Genomic DNA, 15,824 nt, shown 5'->3' with positions numbered 1-15,824 from the left:
GGCCTTAGTGTTACTGTTGACTAGACCTAAAACTACCTAGTTATTTTCTTCTCTAGCAAATGAACGAGCCCCTCATCATTGAGGGTATAAACATCCGCTCCGGCACTAATGTAAACCATAAACTGCCTGTTTGTAGCTTCCATCCAGAGTTTATTTTCTTTCCCATCGATAGTAAATGTAAGATTGTCAATGCCGAGTTTGCTCAGGCTAGATGCGTAAGCATTATTTTTTTGAAAATAATCTTTCTGTAGATAATAAGCATGCCACAGATGTTTCTTTTGCTCCTCACTATATGGAATTGAAAAAGTAGTTTCAGGCAATCCGGCATCTTTCTTACTGAAAAAAAGATAGGCCCAGCGCTCTGGAAAATGCATATTGACTACTCCCTGTGGAGACCATACCCAGTTATGCTCAGGAAGATTTTTGCCATTGGTGTCTTTCTTCTTCACATATTGTCCATCTTTTACTTCGGTATCCCATTCAACTCTTGAAAAATTAATTCTCCAGAAATCACCATCAAGAGGAATTTTAGGACTATTTCCAATCGTTAACGCCGAGAATGGAATAAATATCTCTGTAGTCCAGCCCTTATCAGTATCAGATGGATCATTAAGTGTCCCTTGTATATCTACCGCCCACTTCATTCCTGGCGCATTATAAACAATCATTGCTCCACTACCATTGCGATAAGGCTTTGGCATGAATAAATCAAACATGGTATTTAGCGCATTGACTTCAAACTCATAATACCGATGGGTATCATTATCAGGGTCTATAAAAATTTCAAAATCATTATCATAAAATACGATATCGTCATAATTTTTAAGATAGGCCCAAACATGCGGATCCAGTAATTCTGCTGCAATATAGAGCCCTTGATCATCCCAAGTCATTTTAGCACGGGTATTCCATGTTGGTGCCTGCCTTTTATCTCCCTCAATATCCTTGAAGTACTCTGTCCAGGGCACACGCTGCCAAACGGCATCATTTAATTTTCCATCAACCACTGGAGCTATAGGGTTAAAAACAACAGTATACTGCCTTGGAGTAGACAAAAGATCCTCTTTATTAGAAAATTTTGATTGCGAAAAAGCCAAAAAATTATTGACGAATAAAAAGAAACACAGAAAAGATATGTTCTGAATGTTTACTTGAGATTTTGAGTTGAGTAACATGGCTTATACTAATAATTAGAGATGGAAAATAAGAAGAATTATTGAAAAAATATGGAAACGAAACTATCATTACCAAGTAAAAAGAATTGTAGCATCTATATTGCTATTTCTCTTTTTGGAGCTTTTTAATATCTTCGTTTTAATAACCAAACATTAACTAACCAAATAATTTCATGAAAAAAATTATAATTCTATTTTCCTGTTGCCTTATACTATCACAAAATTTCATTTATGCACAAAGTAAAGATCCTGTTGTACAGAGAATTATAAAAGAGGCAAGTGAAAACTCACAATTAAAACAACTTGCTCAAGAGCTAACCGATGGCATTGGGCCAAGGCTTGTTGGAACGCCACAAATGAAGCAGGCTCATGATTGGGCGGTTTCAAAATACCAAAGTTGGGGTATATCTGCAAAGAATGAACAATGGGGAGAATGGCGCGGATGGGAACGAGGAATTACCCATATTGACCTAGTGCATCCAAGGGTAGAATCGTTGGAAGGAATGCAGTTGGCCTGGAGTCCATCAACGTCTGGCAAAGCAGTTACAGCTGAAACAATTATACTGGCAGATGTTGCCGATTCAATTGCCTTTCAAAACTGGCTTCCAGCTGTAAAGGGAAAGTTTGTAATGATATCTATGCAGCAGCCAACAGGCAGAGATGATAAAAATTGGGAAGAATTTGCGACCAAAGAATCATTTGAAAAAATGAAAGTTGAACGTTCAAAGGCAAGTGCAGATTGGAGAACTAGAATGAGCAAAACCGGATTAAATTCAAAAAATCTTGCATTGGCTCTTGAAAGCGCAGGTGCAGTAGGCATCATTGCTTCCAATTGGTCGGCAGGTTTTGGTGTCAATAAAATATTTAGTGCACAAAGTACTAAGATACCTACCGTAGATATTTCATTAGAAGATTATGGAATGTTATATCGTTTAACTGAAAAAGGAATAAAACCAAAACTTAGCATACGTGCAGATTCAAAAGATCTGGGCATGGTACCTACATTCAATACAATAGCTGAGATCAAGGGAACTGAAAAACCAGAAGAATATGTAATCCTTTCAGCCCACTTTGATTCATGGGATGGCGGAACTGGAGCAACAGATAATGCAACTGGAACAATCACCATGCTTGAAGCAATGAGGATCTTGAAAAAGATGTATCCTAATCCAAAAAGAACAATACTTGTTGGTCATTGGGGTAGTGAAGAGCAGGGCTTAAATGGCTCAAGAGCATTTGTTGCAGATCATCCCGAAATCGTTAAAAATATTCAGGCTGTATTCAATCAGGATAACGGAACCGGCAGGGTGGTTGATCTTTCAGGACAAGGATTTTTACATGCCTATGAATACTTGAACAGATGGCTTAATCCGGTGCCTAGTAACATCCGCTCAGAGATCAAAAGCAGCTTCCCTGGAACCCCAGGCGGTGGTGGATCTGACTATGCCTCCTTTGTTGCTGCAGGTGCTCCAGCATTCTCTTTAAGCTCTTTAAGCTGGGCTTATGGAACTTATACTTGGCATACCAACCGCGATACCTATGATAAAATTGTATTTGATGATGTACAAAACAATGCCATTCTAACTGCAATATTAGCCTATATGGCCAGTGAAGATCCGGCAAAATCATCAAACGAAAAAAGCATTTTACCGATTAACTCACGTACCGGCGAACCGATGAGCTGGCCAGCTGTACGCCAGCCAACCCGTAAAGGTGGTGTGAACTAGTTTTTGGGTGATAGGGTTTGTAACCCTGGTCTCGCTACATGATAATCAAGGACTCACGTTAAATCGTGGGTCCTTTGTTGTTTTTGCGTGAGGGAAACTTATTTTTAAACATCCAAAAGCCCTGCGAATAATAGTCTATATTGGATTGACTACAGCTAATTAAAATATATAATGGAAGATGTAATTATTATTGGGGCAGGTTTAAGTGGCTTGTCAACTGCTTACCAACTAAAAAAAGCAGGGATTAATTTTAAGATTTTAGAAGCACAAAGCCGTTTGGGCGGTCGTATAGAAACCATTTATGGCAAGCAGTATACACCTATGGAAATGGGAGCCACATGGTTTGGAAAAGAACATTTAAATCTTATACAGCTTTTATCAGAGCTCAATATTGGCTATTTTGAACAACATACCGAAGGAATTTCCTTGTTTGAAACAATGTCCTTTGAACCACCGCAACAATACTTCGTACCAGCCAATAGCCATTCTGCGTATAGGATTAAAGGGGGAACCTTTAGTATTATTGATGCATTGTACCAGCGAATTGGCAAAGAAAATATAATCCTAAATGCTGAAGTAAATGGTATTATAGAAGAAGACAATACAATTAAAATCATTGATAGCACGGGTAATATCTACTTTTCTAAACACCTTATTATCGCCTTGCCACCTAAGGTAGCCATCCATACGATTGATTTCACTCCTAATATGCCTGAAGGTATCAATCAAATAATGGAACAAACACAAACCTGGATGAGCGGTTCTGTAAAATTTTCTGTTGAATACAAAAAAGCGTTTTGGAAAGACAATGGATTTTCCGGAAGTATATTTAGTCAATCGGGATTAGCCACAGAGATATACGATCACTCTAATTATGAAAACACAAAATTTTCATTGAAGGGTTTTTTAAATGGGTCGGCTTATCATTATACTCAGGTAGAACGAAAAGAAAAAGTGATAGCGCAATTGAAACAATATTTTGGCGATGAAGCAGAAACAGTTGAAAGTTATAATGATAAAATTTGGGACTCTAAATATATACAACCAAAAGAAGATATATTTTTGCCACCTCATTTTAATAACGGACACGCTGTTTATGAAGATAGTTATATGAATGGGAACCTTTTTTTTACAGGAACAGAAACTTCAAATACGTTTAGCGGTTATATGGAAGGTGCAATTATAGCTTCAAATTTAGTAGCCAAAAGGATTGCTAAAAAAATAAACATTAACTAATTACAAATCAACGCCTTCATTTTCTCAAAAAATATTCATTATCCCGGTCTCGCTACATGATAATCAAGGTATACGTTAAATCGTATGTCTTTTCTTCTTTTTTCGGGAAGTTTGCGGGAAATATTTTAATTTTTGTTTAAAACAAAATATGGTAAATCCTAACAGTAAAAAATTACAGTACCAACAGATCGCTCTGCCTCAATCTATTGATTGCTTTGCCATACCAAAAAGGTTCAAAATCAATATTTAAAGAAATTTCAAAATTTTCTTTTGCCTTTTTGAAGGTCATTGGATCTTCATTATCTATGCCTGCAAGTGGTAAAAATTTAAGTAACCATTCTGCCTGATCTTTTTCTAGCTGTATACTAAAATCACTTTTCTTATCAAAAAACTTGAGCTCTGCCATCTCCCATTGTCTTCCCTTTTTACTTTTCGAAAAATAATCGATCAGAGGTTTTGCTCCAAGCCAAACAATTTTTGCATCAGGTTTGATCAGAAAAGGCTCTTCTTTTGACAAACATTTCATAATAAACTGAGGGTCAACCTTTGTCTTAGGTACTTTATGTTCAAACCATTCCTGTAATGGATAATCGAAACAAATGCCATGCATATAATTGAACAAAGATTTCTTTAAGCCATAGCTGAACAGCTCATGATCTGTACCGATCTTATCAATGTGTACAATATCATTATTGGCAAAGGTTCCAGTTGTTCCGCAAGCCTTTTCTACCTTAAATTGTTCAGGGTACATACCCACAGGGCTATGAGCAGTCATCGCAAACTGATGCCAGAAAGCCGACTGTAAAACTCCTGCGTCAAACATTTGCCTCACCATTTCTAAAGAATCAATGGTTTCTTGAGCAGTTTGTGTAGGGAACCCATACATCAGGTAAGCATGAACCATGATACCCGCATCCGTAAAATTATGACATACTTGGGCTACCTGTTCTACGGTTACACCCTTTTGTATCAGTTCAAGTAAACGATCTGAGGCAACCTCCAACCCGCCCGAAATAGCAATACAGCCAGAAGCTTTTAGCAATAGGCAAAGCTCTTTAGTAAAACTTTTTTCAAACCGAATATTAGTCCACCAGGTAACCGTTAATTTACGGCGCAAAATTTCAAGAGCCAATGAGCGCATTAAGGCAGGAGGTGCAGCTTCATCAACAAAATGAAATCCCCGTTCACCTGTTTGCTCTACCAATTGTTCCATTCTATCGCAAAGCACAGAAGCAGCAATGGGCTCATAAATTTTAATATAATCGAGAGATATATCACAGAAAGTGCATTTGCCCCAGTAACAGCCATGAGCCATTGTGAGTTTATTCCACCTTCCATCACTCCACATCCGATGCATCGGATTTACAACTTCAATTACAGAAATATAACGATCAAGAAACAAATCGCTATAGTCAGGGGTACCCGTTTCAAATTGCTTGTAATCAGGCAATTTACTTCCATTACAATAGGTAACTTTTCCATCAATCAGTGTAAATGTTCTTTTCAGTTCAGCTATTTTTCTTTTACCATCAAGAAACTCACAAAGATGCTCAACAGGTGCTTCGCCATCATCCAAACAAATAAAATCTATGAATTCAAAAACACGTACGTCCGATACAGATCGTAATTCAGTATTTGGAAACCCACCGCCCATGGCAATTTTAATAGTCGGATATTCCAGTTTCAGCCATTGAGCAATACGAAAAGAAGCATATAAATTTCCAGGAAAGGGTACTGATAGTGAAACCATTTCAGGAAGCACCACCTTCATCTTTTGCTCTAGGAGCTTGATCAAAAGCTTATCTATAAATGTGAATTCCTGTTGAAGTGCATCATAAAGCTCATCAAAACTAGCTGCCGACCTTCCCAGACGTTCTGCATATCTGCTGAAACCAAAATTAGGGTCAACACATTCTACAATAAAATCAGAAATATCCTCTAAAAAAAGTGTAGCTAGGTGCTTGGCCCTATCCTGAGTTCCCATGGTACCGAATGCCCATTCAAGCTCCTCGAGCTGTTCAAACCGGGATGCCTCAGGAAGAAAATCTTCTTGGCAAATCAAGTGAGAAAGTGTTGGGTTATGCCCTTGTAAGAAGGAGATCACCGCATCAATTTTAGTGATATAATGTTCTTTTAAAGCAATTATTCGCTGGGCATTTTCACTCTGCCGAGTGTTTGATAATTGAATCTGACCAAACAAATCAGTCAGGCCAGATCTTGAAAAAAGTGCCAAAATAACCTCAATACCAAGATCAGACTGGTATGAGGATATCCCTTTTGAATTAAGAAATCCCTTTAAATACGCTGTTGCCGGATAAGGAGTATTCAGCTGCGTAAAAGGTGGAGTAATTAAATATATCTTATTGGTCAATGCGTTGATTTAATGAATGAATTTGCGATTCAATTTAGATAAATGCTCAATTTTTGACATGCATTTTTATCTTGTGGATTATCGCTAAACTTGCAATATTACGATTAAAATACTCGTCTCCTGAAATTCAGTATTCAAATTCCACTTCGGTGATAGTTCAAAGGTTGTTGAATAGGCAAAAGAAGAAAGGGACTGCTTAATAATAGTTTTCTGTAGCGCCTGTCCAAAAGAGGAAAAAGAGAATAGCACTAAAACTACAAGACCCAATACTATCCGATGCTTCAAATTAACCATGCACTAAAATATAATGAAAATTCAACAATTAAAATATAATAGGGATAAACATCTAAAATCATCATTCAATTTGTCTACTTTATCAAAATCACAGCTAAAACAGGATCAATAAACTGCTTTTAGTATCTTTGTAGCATATACCATCAGAAAATATGCTAGAAATCGGAAAGTTTAATGAATTAAGGTTTATCAAAAAGACTGAGGCGGGTCTGATCCTGACTGATGGTGAAAAAGAAGTTCTCTTACCTTATGTTCATGCACCCGAAGATGCTCAAATTGGAGACAATCTTCATATTTTCACCTATATCCATAGCGATGGTAGATTAATGGCTACCACCGAAACTCCAATTGCTCAAGTAGACGAGTTTGCACTATTGACCGTTGTTGATGTAAATGAACAAGGTGCTTTCTTAGACATGGGCATTGGAAAAGATGTTTTTGTTCCTGAAAGGGAGCAAAAGAGGCCCATGCAGATTGGTCAAAAATATGTTGTTTATCTGTTTAATGACGAAAGAAGCGAACGCATTACTGCATCTTCCCGATTAGCCGAGTTTGTAGATCAGGACGAACATGATCTGGAAGAAGGAGATGAGGTAAGATTGTTGATCACCGAGGAAAGTGATCTTGGTTATACCGCAGTGATCAACCAGAGGTTTTTAGGGCTATTATATCACAATGAGGTTTTTGAAGATTTAAAAGCAGGAGATCAAAGAAGAGGGTTTATCAAGAAGATCAGAGAAGGAAATAAGATTGACCTCAGCCTTCAAGTAATTGGGTTTAAACATATCCTAGATCTTAAAGACAGTTTAATGATTGAACTGGAAGAAAACGGTGGATTAATTTCGCTGGGTGATAAAAGCTCGCCTGAAGATATCTATAACCGTTTAAAGATTAGTAAAAAAGCATTCAAAAAAGCTGCCGGCAGTCTGTATAAAGAACGGTTAATCGAAGTTTCCGATTTTGAGATCAAACTGGTCCCAAAAGCACAGGCCTAACAAGCTATCCTATAAATTTTGCTATTCTGAATAAAAAGTCCTAATATTAATAAAAGGACTGCAAATTTTTATCAAAATAAACACCTTATGAAAACAAGCTTTTTATCGATAGCACTTTTAGGTCTGGGGCTTACAAGCGCGGCACAAACCACTATTCCTTCAAGCTCGGTTCAGATTCAAACAGCACTTTTGGCTGCTCCAATAGATAAACGAGATGATGCAAGTGTTTATGGTTATACTGAAAAAGGCGATTTCATTGTATTGAGAAAAGGAAAAAATGAGATGATCTGCCTGGCCGACGATCCTAAGATTCCCGGTTTAAGTGTTGCATGTTACCATAAAGACCTTGAACCATTCATGAAACGGGGTCGTGACTTAAAAATGGCTGGAAAAACTCCAAAAGAAGTTTCAGATAGCAGAGATGCAGAAGCATTATCAGGAAAGCTGAAAATGCCGAAACAACCAACAAGTTTATATGTTTATACTGCCAAGGCAGAAAATTTTGATGCACTCGCAGGCACAGTGAAGGATGGTTACCTAAGGTATGTAATCTACGTTCCTTATGCAACCGCAGAAAGCACCGGATTGCCTTTAAAGCCAAGCAGCGCGGGGATGCCATGGATCATGGATCCGGGAACTCATCGTGCACACATCATGATTAGCCCACCGCAAAAAAACTAACATAAAATCAGGGTACTTTTTGAATCAATGAACTGGAGTTAGGGGTTCATCATCTATTGTTGATTTTCTATTTAAGAAGGAATCCTTCTTCATCGTCTTAGCTGCCAAAATTGCGCTTACTAGCATAAAAACAGAACCAGCCAGGAAAGGGGCAGCGGCAAATTTTATACTTGCTTCAGGCCTAGTAAACCAGGCAAAAAGATTGGTCATTAACAGCGGCCCAATGATTGAAGTAACACTCATTACACTGGTAAGAGCTCCCTGTAATTCACCCTGTTCATTTTTGGGAACATTACCAGAAATAATTGATTGTAAAGCAGGTCCGGCAATGCCCCCCAGGCAATACGGAACCAGAAAAACAAACATCATCCAGCCTTGTGTGGCAAAAGAAAATAATAACAGTCCGAAGGCATATAAGCCTAGGCCAATGTATATGCTCTTCTGTTCACCAAATTTTGGAGTGGTATAACGAATTAGTCCGCCCTGAACCAATGCAATAAGAATACCAACAAATGTAAGAGATAGACCCATCAGGGATTTGCTCCAATGAAATTTTTCAATATTGACAAATGTCCAGGTGCTTTGTACCGCATGCCCGCCAATATATAACAGAAAAAAGGCAAAGATTAAACCACCAACACCTTTATATTTTTTTAGCTGCAACAATGAGCCCATCGGATTAGCCCGCTTCCACTCAAATGGCCTGCGATGTTCTTTTGAAAGCGATTCAGGTAAAACAAAGTAGCCATAAATCATATTCACGAACGTGAGTATTCCGGCTGCAATGAATGGAACTCTAGGACCTAATTCACCTAATAAACCTCCCAGACCCGGACCAATAATAAAACCTAATCCAAATGCAGCACCCACCATTCCAAAATTTTTGGAGCGCGTTTCGGGAGTGCTGATATCGGCAATGTAAGCGGTAGCTGTTGTAAAACTTGCCCCAAATACCCCCGCAATAATTCTTCCAATAAATAACCACCAGATAGTTGGCGCCAATGAAAGGAAAATATAGTCGATCCCAAAGCCAAAAAGAGATACTAGTAATACCGGCCTACGGCCATACTGATCACTCAAATTACCAATTACCGGCGCGAATACGAATTGGGTTATGGCGTAAGCAAAGGTTAGAAGACCGCTCCATTGCGAAGCTGTACTCATGGTTCCACCTACTAATTCAGCAATCAGTTGAGGAAATACCGGTATGATCAAACCAAGCCCAATGACATCAAGCAATAAGGTAAAGAAGATAAAACTGATGGCAGCTTTACGAGGTTCTGACATAAAAATTTTTGAGGTATTTATTGCTGAAATTAGTCATTATTTTGGAAGATTCTGATTATAGCTGCCAAAGCAGGTAGTTAAATAGGATACTCCACTAGCTTACAAAGCTAAACGATTAAAAGATCAATCAATAAAAAGTTCAATCTTGACTAGTAAACTAATTATCCCTCAAAATGATAAAGGAATACTACTTCGCCTTTAAACGCAGGTTTATTTTGTCCTATAATTTCAAGCTCAGCACCGATGGTAGCTTTGGTTACCCCCCGAAGATTGGCTATTGAAACAAGCTTCGCTTTTAACTTGACCTCACTGTCTACAATTACCGGCTGTCCAAACCTTAAATTTTCAATGCCATAATTGATCTCCATTTTAAGATTTTGAACATCCACAATTTGCTTCCACAAATATGGAATAAGCGATAGCGTAAGATATCCATGCGCAATTGTTGCCTTGAAGGGGCCTTCACTTTCTGCCCGTACGGGATCAGTATGAATCCATTGATGATCAATAGTTGCATCAGCAAACTTCATAATCTGCTCCTGTGTGATTTTATGAAGTTTGGAAACACCAAGCTCTTTACCCAAATAAGATTCAAATTCAATAAAGTTTCTAATTACCAGCATATTCTCCTTAGATTTTTTAAAGTTTGTATTAATGATAAATTTAAAAGCTAATTTATATTTAAATTAATGAATTTGAATTTCTTTGCGTTAAATAGAGTTTATTTAGATACATGAAAATTACAAAAGCTTATTCAGGAGTCAAAAAAAGATTGCTTTTAGTAGTAGTTATGTCTATACTGATCTTTTTAATCTTTCAACTCAAAAACTATCCTGAAAGTGTGGAGCAGTATTATTCACAAGCAATTTTTCCATTTATCCGCGCGCACCTTCAATTGATCTTTAACCAGATACCCTTTAGCATAGGCGATATTTTTTATTTATTTCTTGCCCTTTTTATCGTAGTTAGTTTAATCCAGATCATCAAAAAAGGCTTTTTTCAAAAAAAAGGACGGGATGCGGTTCAGATACTGCTCAAACTGGTACTTACCTTGCAAGTATGCATAGTGGTGTTTTACTTATTCTGGGGGCTTAATTACTTCAGAGCAGATGCATTTAAGAGGCTTGATCTTACAGAATCCGACTATTCAAGTGCAGAGCTCATTGAAATTGGATCAATGCTTATTGATTCTGTCAATTATAGCCGCATGAAAGTTAGCAAGGAGGATCTCGCCCAATCAAATGATAGTATTTTCAAATCATCATCCTTGGCCATTCAAAATATCGGAACCTCAAAACCTATTGCTAAACCTTCTTTATCAGGACCCATTTTAAGTTATCTAGGCACAGCGGGATATTATAACCCTTTTACTGGAGAAGCGCAGGTTAACATGTTGATGCCAATCTACTTAAGACCATTTGTAGCTTGTCATGAAATGGCGCATCAAAATGGATATGGAGCAGAAAATGAGGCTAATTTTATTGGTTTTTTAGCTGGAATTAACTCCAATAATAGGCTCTTAAAGTATTCATGCTACTATCTAGCAACGCAAGAATTCATGACTACAATCTGGGCTACTGATAGTATGGCATTTAAAACTTTAAAAAGTAAGATCTCGCCTGGTGTTTTATCTGACCTTAAATCAGAGAACGAATATTGGAAATCTTATCGCGGAGCAACTTCAAAACTGAGCAGCATATTTTACGATAACTACCTGAAGGCCAATAATCAACCCGACGGATTAAGAACTTACAACAAAATGATCAGGCTCAGTATGGCCTATTACAAAAAAAAGGGGCTGATCAAAGCCCCTGTTAATTTATCGCCCTAAGGCTTTTTCGCGTGCCTTGGTAGTTGTATAATACTTTGCAATCATATTGGGTACCTCCCATGCTGGAAGTTGACCCTTTTTAAGACATTCAAGGTACTTTTTTGTGACCTGAGCAAAATGATCTTCATGGCTAACCTTATACGATTCAGGAATGAGTACTTCCCAACCACTAGATATTTTCTTTAATTCAACACCTGGATATTTACTATTGAGTTGTTTCAAATCTGCTAGTATTGCCTTTTCAAAGGCTTTCAAGTCTACTTTAGCGCTAGGTTCAATGTATAATGTCGGCTTAAAGTTCTGCTCTTTTCCCTGCTTGATCACTACACTTGCATGGGTTCCCCGCATAACAGAGAAATGAGTATCTCCTGTACCTTCGGGGGCCTGAAAATCCCAGGTTACCGATATTTTAGCATGAATACCTTTTAAACGGTAGTTAATTTCACCATTAGAATACGTACTCAACATTCCATCTTTAACATCTGCTTTCAAGTATTCAGGGTATTCTTTCTGCTTGGTAACTTTTTCAAACTGTTCAGCAGAAATACTGGTGGCCCATCTTTTTGCCGATACTATTTCTACATCCTTTTTATAATCCAAAATCTGATCAGGAAAGCACTCCCACTGAACCAAATCAACCAGGTGCGTGGTAATGTCAGTGATCCCTTCGCCCTGCTGTTTAACATCAAAGAACCATGCCGGTCTGACCAGAGGTTTACCTGATACATTTTTAAAGAAATGATGTACGCTTACCTTAGTTACTGAAGGGTTTTCAGGTGTTCCCTTTTCAAGCTGGCCAAAAGCCGGAAGATGAGCAAACTCCTTTTGAAGCATGCTATTGATCTCATATCTTTCAGTCATGATATCATAGAGCAGAACCTTATTCTTTTCTGCAGCTTCAAATGCCTTAACCAACTTATTAAATCCATCAAGATCAATAGCCATTGGCTTATCTGCCAAAACGTTCAGGCCCGATTCAACAGATCTGCTGATATAATCAGTCTTCAATTTATTATTTCCGGCAATTACAACCACATTACCAGCCTTTTCGGATAACATTTTCTCGAAGTAATCTTGACCCGTATAAACCTGCTCTTTCCAGGTAGTAGGATTCTCTGACCGGGTATTATAGCTATCCACCAGGCTCAGGTGCGACTTTACTTCTTGACCCTCAGGCGCATAAACATGAACTACTGAATCAACATCTGCATACATGGATTTCTGAACCAAAGCAGAATGAAAATGACCGGGATCAAGAGTAATCAGCTGCAATTTGGTATCCGTTTTTTCTTGTGATTTTTCTGTACTCGTAGAACAGCCTGCTGCAATGATCATCATGCAATTGAAAAATAAAAGGTGTTTAAGATTTTTAAGCTTAATTTTTGTCATAATTAAATTATTTTATCTAATGTAATAGATTTTAATTTTGGAGAAAGTATGTGTATTCCTGTGAATGCAATTAGATAAGCGCATCCTGCAAATAAAAACAAAGAAACATAGCTACCTGTAGTTTGAAGTAGAAATCCGCCAATTGTTGCTGCGAACATGCCGCCAACTGCACCCAACATGCTACCTATTCCAACTACAGAACCAACCACCTGCCTTGGGAACATATCTGTAGTGAGTGTAAACAGATTTGCAGACCATGCAGAGTGAGCGGCCAAAGCAAGTCCGATCAATCCAACCGCAAGCCAAAGCTCTGTTGCTTCGGCTGCAAAATAAACAGGAACCACGCATAGTGCAGAAATAAGCATGGTTGTTTTGCGGCTCTTATTAATAGACCAGCCACGTTTGATCAATGCAGATGAGGCCCAACCACCAAAAATGCTCCCCACATCAGACATCAGGTAAATTACCATCAGAATCGGACCTATTTTATCAATTCCAATTTCATAATTCGAATAAAAGAATTTTGGTAAAAAGAAAAGGAAGAATGAAAATATGGGATGGGTCATGAACGCACCAAAGGCAAAAGCCCAGGTTTGCCGGTATCTTAACAGCTGTAGCCATGGAATTTTTAGCTGTGGCTCAACAGGATCACTAGTTATATATTCCAGTTCTGCCTTGCTTAAGTTTGGATGATCTTGTGGAGATTTATACATCCGCATCCAAAAAAGGATCCAAACAAAGCCAATAGCACCGGTAACAATAAAAGTCATTTGCCATCCATAATGAATAGCAATAAAAGGAACAGTAAGAGGAGCAACTATGGCCCCAATACTTGCCCCCGATACAAAAATACCAGTCGCTAGCGCTCTTTCTTTTCTGGGAAACCATTCAGAAACCGCCTTCAAGGCAGAAGGGAAATTACCCGCTTCGCCTAGTCCTAGTAAAAAACGAACAGCTGCAAAGCCAAACAATGAGCTAACCAATGCATGCATCATGGTGGCAGTACTCCAGAAGCCAATCGCAATCATGGAACCCACGCGGGTACCTATCTTATCCAAAAGATGCCCCATGAATAAAAATCCTATTGCATAGGCAGCCTGAAAAGAAGATACAATAAAACCGTATTGGGAATCGCTCCAGCTAAATTCTTTTTGAAGCTGTGGCGCCAGGATGCCAAGTACCTGACGATCAACAAAGTTAATGGTGGTAGCCAGAAACAGCATGGCGCAGATCTTCCAGCGATACATTCCAATTCCCGATGTTGTCGTTTTAATCATGATGTACTCATTAAAATTGATAGATCATTGCTCTTTTTCACCAATAGCTGATTTAAACAAGATCATTATAGCCATAATTTATAAAAGAGGGAATAATACCTGATGTTTAAATGAAATGGGAATTTTTAAATAGAACCCTGCTTATTCGCAAGGTTCTATGGATATCGATCAAACCTTAGGTTCCCAACCTTTTTGGTACTCTCTTGACCAAAGTTTCATTGCTGCCTTATCATTCAGAATATGACCATTACTTGGGTCTATATTCAGAGTCTTTCCAGTACGCTGCGCAATATTACCTAGCTGGCATAATAAAGTACTTTTATGGCCTCCATGAATATCAGCGGCTAATGCGGTGCCGCTCTTTATTGCACTGAAAAAGTTTTGAATATGATATGCATCTAATTGTTGTGAAGGGCTGGTCAGGTTAGTTGCATCAATCTTGGTTTCATTTTTAGCTTCTTTTATGATATTATTTTTGAGATCATATGCTTTATAGGCATTGCTTCCACCAATTACCATGGTACCATTGTCACCATAAAAGACCACTCCTACAGTATTTCCTTCAATAGGGAACGGATTACAACTTCTACCCTCCCAAGAAATTGTTGATTTATTGGCAAACTCTATACTTATATTCTGTGTATCAGGCGCTTCCCAGTCATCCTGAAATCTATACCTGCCACCTGTAGATGCAACTTTTGTAGGAAAATCAACCTGAAGACCCCAACGTGCAAGGTCAATCATATGTGTACCATTGTTAAGCGCTTCGCCAGTTCCCCAATGCCAGAACCAATGCCAGTTATAATGGATCAGATTATCTTTATATTCTCTTCTTGGTGCAGGCCCCTGCCAAAGGTCATAATCTAACCATTCAGGAACAGCTGCGTTTTTACCCACCCCAATTGAAGGTCTGTTATTGGTGTACCAAGTTTTTGCAAAATATGGACGGCCAATAATTCCGCCATGTAATTCAGCTATTCCAGCGGCAACATTTGGCCAAGAACGACGCTGATTACCCATTTGAATCACATTTTTATATTTATTAGCTGCTGCGACAAGCATTTCTCCTTCATTAGGATTATGGCTGCAAGGCTTTTCAAGGTATACATGTTTTCCGGCTGCAGAAGCAAGCAAAGCGGCTGGAGCATGCCAGTGATCTGGGGCGGCAACTACCAGTGCATCAAGTTGTTTATCTTCAAGCGCTTTTCTGAAATCAGGCTGTGCCATTGGAGTACTACCCTGTATTTTTGAAACGGTATCGACACATTTGTCTGCAGCTCGTTTGTCTACATCGCAAATGAAACGAATCTCGCAATTCTTTTGGGCAGCAAAATTTTGTGAAAGCGCTAACCCGCGGCTATTAACACCCATCATAGCAACTTGAACTCGCTCATTTGCCCCTAAGATTCGGGCATAACTTTTTGCACTAAAACCTGGCAAAACACCTCCAAAAGAAAGTGCAGCAGCTCCGGTTACGGTCTTTTTAATAAAATCTCTGCGATTATCTGAATTTTTCATGTGAATCAGTTTGCGGACCTACGGCCCATTTATAAATTATTTT

Annotated in this window: 12 protein-coding genes; 5 read left to right on the top strand and 7 right to left on the bottom strand. The window is 38.4% G+C overall.

Going from position 1 to position 15,824, the window contains the following annotated elements; translation table 11 throughout:
- Positions 1–32: 32 nt before the first annotated feature.
- Positions 33–1,055 carry a carbohydrate-binding family 9-like protein gene (locus tag ACIQZ6_RS04530; RefSeq protein ID WP_395808631.1) on the bottom strand — a complete coding sequence of 341 codons (1,023 nt, stop codon included), beginning with the start codon at positions 1,053–1,055 and terminating at the stop codon, positions 33–35.
- Positions 1,056–1,348: 293 nt separating this feature from the next.
- Between ACIQZ6_RS04530 and ACIQZ6_RS04525 the strand changes: the two genes are divergently transcribed.
- Entirely contained in the window at positions 1,349–2,902 is a 1,554-nt protein-coding gene (locus ACIQZ6_RS04525) for a M20/M25/M40 family metallo-hydrolase (RefSeq protein ID WP_395808629.1), read from the top strand.
- A gap of 171 nt (positions 2,903–3,073) precedes the next feature.
- Positions 3,074–4,138, top strand: coding sequence for a flavin monoamine oxidase family protein (locus ACIQZ6_RS04520; RefSeq protein WP_395808627.1), 1,065 nt, complete (start codon positions 3,074–3,076; stop codon positions 4,136–4,138).
- 172 nt (positions 4,139–4,310) lie between these two features.
- On the opposite strand, the gene ACIQZ6_RS04515 is transcribed toward ACIQZ6_RS04520, so the two are convergent.
- On the bottom strand, positions 4,311–6,509 hold the full coding sequence (locus tag ACIQZ6_RS04515; RefSeq protein ID WP_395808625.1) for a B12-binding domain-containing radical SAM protein: 2,199 nt from the start codon (positions 6,507–6,509) through the stop codon (positions 4,311–4,313).
- 446 nt (positions 6,510–6,955) lie between these two features.
- Here ACIQZ6_RS04515 and ACIQZ6_RS04510 point away from each other — a divergent pair, with 446 nt between their 5' ends.
- The gene (locus tag ACIQZ6_RS04510; protein WP_395808623.1) at positions 6,956–7,798 is read left to right on the top strand and encodes a S1 RNA-binding domain-containing protein; all 843 of its coding nucleotides are present in this window, start codon (positions 6,956–6,958) and stop codon (positions 7,796–7,798) included.
- A gap of 87 nt (positions 7,799–7,885) precedes the next feature.
- Positions 7,886–8,479, top strand: a complete 594-nt coding sequence (locus ACIQZ6_RS04505; RefSeq protein ID WP_395808621.1) for a hypothetical protein — start codon at positions 7,886–7,888, stop codon at positions 8,477–8,479.
- 24 nt (positions 8,480–8,503) lie between these two features.
- Here ACIQZ6_RS04505 and ACIQZ6_RS04500 read toward each other — a convergent pair whose 3' ends face one another.
- Positions 8,504–9,766 carry a TCR/Tet family MFS transporter gene (locus ACIQZ6_RS04500; protein WP_395808619.1) on the bottom strand — a complete coding sequence of 421 codons (1,263 nt, stop codon included), beginning with the start codon at positions 9,764–9,766 and terminating at the stop codon, positions 8,504–8,506.
- 161 nt (positions 9,767–9,927) lie between these two features.
- Positions 9,928–10,389 carry a MaoC family dehydratase gene (locus ACIQZ6_RS04495; RefSeq protein ID WP_395808617.1) on the bottom strand — a complete coding sequence of 154 codons (462 nt, stop codon included), beginning with the start codon at positions 10,387–10,389 and terminating at the stop codon, positions 9,928–9,930.
- A gap of 110 nt (positions 10,390–10,499) precedes the next feature.
- Here ACIQZ6_RS04495 and ACIQZ6_RS04490 point away from each other — a divergent pair, with 110 nt between their 5' ends.
- Positions 10,500–11,597: a DUF3810 domain-containing protein gene (locus tag ACIQZ6_RS04490; RefSeq protein ID WP_395808615.1), complete on the top strand. Its 1,098-nt coding sequence runs from the start codon at positions 10,500–10,502 to the stop codon at positions 11,595–11,597.
- Here ACIQZ6_RS04490 and ACIQZ6_RS04485 read toward each other — a convergent pair.
- The 3 genes from ACIQZ6_RS04485 to ACIQZ6_RS04475 all read right to left on the bottom strand — a co-directional run bounded on the left by ACIQZ6_RS04485 (position 11,586) and on the right by ACIQZ6_RS04475 (position 15,781).
- Positions 11,586–12,986 (bottom strand): putative oxidoreductase C-terminal domain-containing protein, encoded by a 1,401-nt coding sequence (locus ACIQZ6_RS04485; protein WP_395808613.1) that lies wholly within the window; start codon positions 12,984–12,986, stop codon positions 11,586–11,588. The genes ACIQZ6_RS04490 and ACIQZ6_RS04485 overlap by 12 nt on opposite strands.
- 2 nt (positions 12,987–12,988) lie before the next feature.
- Positions 12,989–14,263, bottom strand: coding sequence for an MFS transporter (locus tag ACIQZ6_RS04480; RefSeq protein WP_395808611.1), 1,275 nt, complete (start codon positions 14,261–14,263; stop codon positions 12,989–12,991).
- Positions 14,264–14,431: 168 nt separating this feature from the next.
- Complete coding sequence (locus ACIQZ6_RS04475) at positions 14,432–15,781, bottom strand: Gfo/Idh/MocA family protein (RefSeq protein WP_395808609.1); 1,350 nt, start codon at positions 15,779–15,781, stop codon at positions 14,432–14,434.
- Between the last annotated feature and the right edge of the window lie 43 nt (positions 15,782–15,824).

The sequence above is a fragment of the Daejeonella sp. genome (assembly GCF_044348475.1).
Classification (GTDB): domain Bacteria; phylum Bacteroidota; class Bacteroidia; order Sphingobacteriales; family Sphingobacteriaceae; genus Daejeonella.
Note: the sequence above shows the minus strand (reverse complement) of the source record. Positions and strands in the feature narration are given on the sequence as shown.

Coding starts and splice junctions, on each gene's coding strand:
- ACIQZ6_RS04500 (WP_395808619.1), bottom strand. CDS start 9,766: ATGTCAGAACCTCGTAAAGCTGCCATCAGTTTTATCTTCTTTACCTTA.
- ACIQZ6_RS04495 (WP_395808617.1), bottom strand. CDS start 10,389: ATGCTGGTAATTAGAAACTTTATTGAATTTGAATCTTATTTGGGTAAA.
- ACIQZ6_RS04475 (WP_395808609.1), bottom strand. CDS start 15,781: ATGAAAAATTCAGATAATCGCAGAGATTTTATTAAAAAGACCGTAACC.
- ACIQZ6_RS04490 (WP_395808615.1), top strand. CDS start 10,500: ATGAAAATTACAAAAGCTTATTCAGGAGTCAAAAAAAGATTGCTTTTA.
- ACIQZ6_RS04510 (WP_395808623.1), top strand. CDS start 6,956: ATGCTAGAAATCGGAAAGTTTAATGAATTAAGGTTTATCAAAAAGACT.
- ACIQZ6_RS04485 (WP_395808613.1), bottom strand. CDS start 12,986: ATGACAAAAATTAAGCTTAAAAATCTTAAACACCTTTTATTTTTCAAT.
- ACIQZ6_RS04525 (WP_395808629.1), top strand. CDS start 1,349: ATGAAAAAAATTATAATTCTATTTTCCTGTTGCCTTATACTATCACAA.
- ACIQZ6_RS04520 (WP_395808627.1), top strand. CDS start 3,074: ATGGAAGATGTAATTATTATTGGGGCAGGTTTAAGTGGCTTGTCAACT.
- ACIQZ6_RS04505 (WP_395808621.1), top strand. CDS start 7,886: ATGAAAACAAGCTTTTTATCGATAGCACTTTTAGGTCTGGGGCTTACA.
- ACIQZ6_RS04480 (WP_395808611.1), bottom strand. CDS start 14,263: ATGATTAAAACGACAACATCGGGAATTGGAATGTATCGCTGGAAGATC.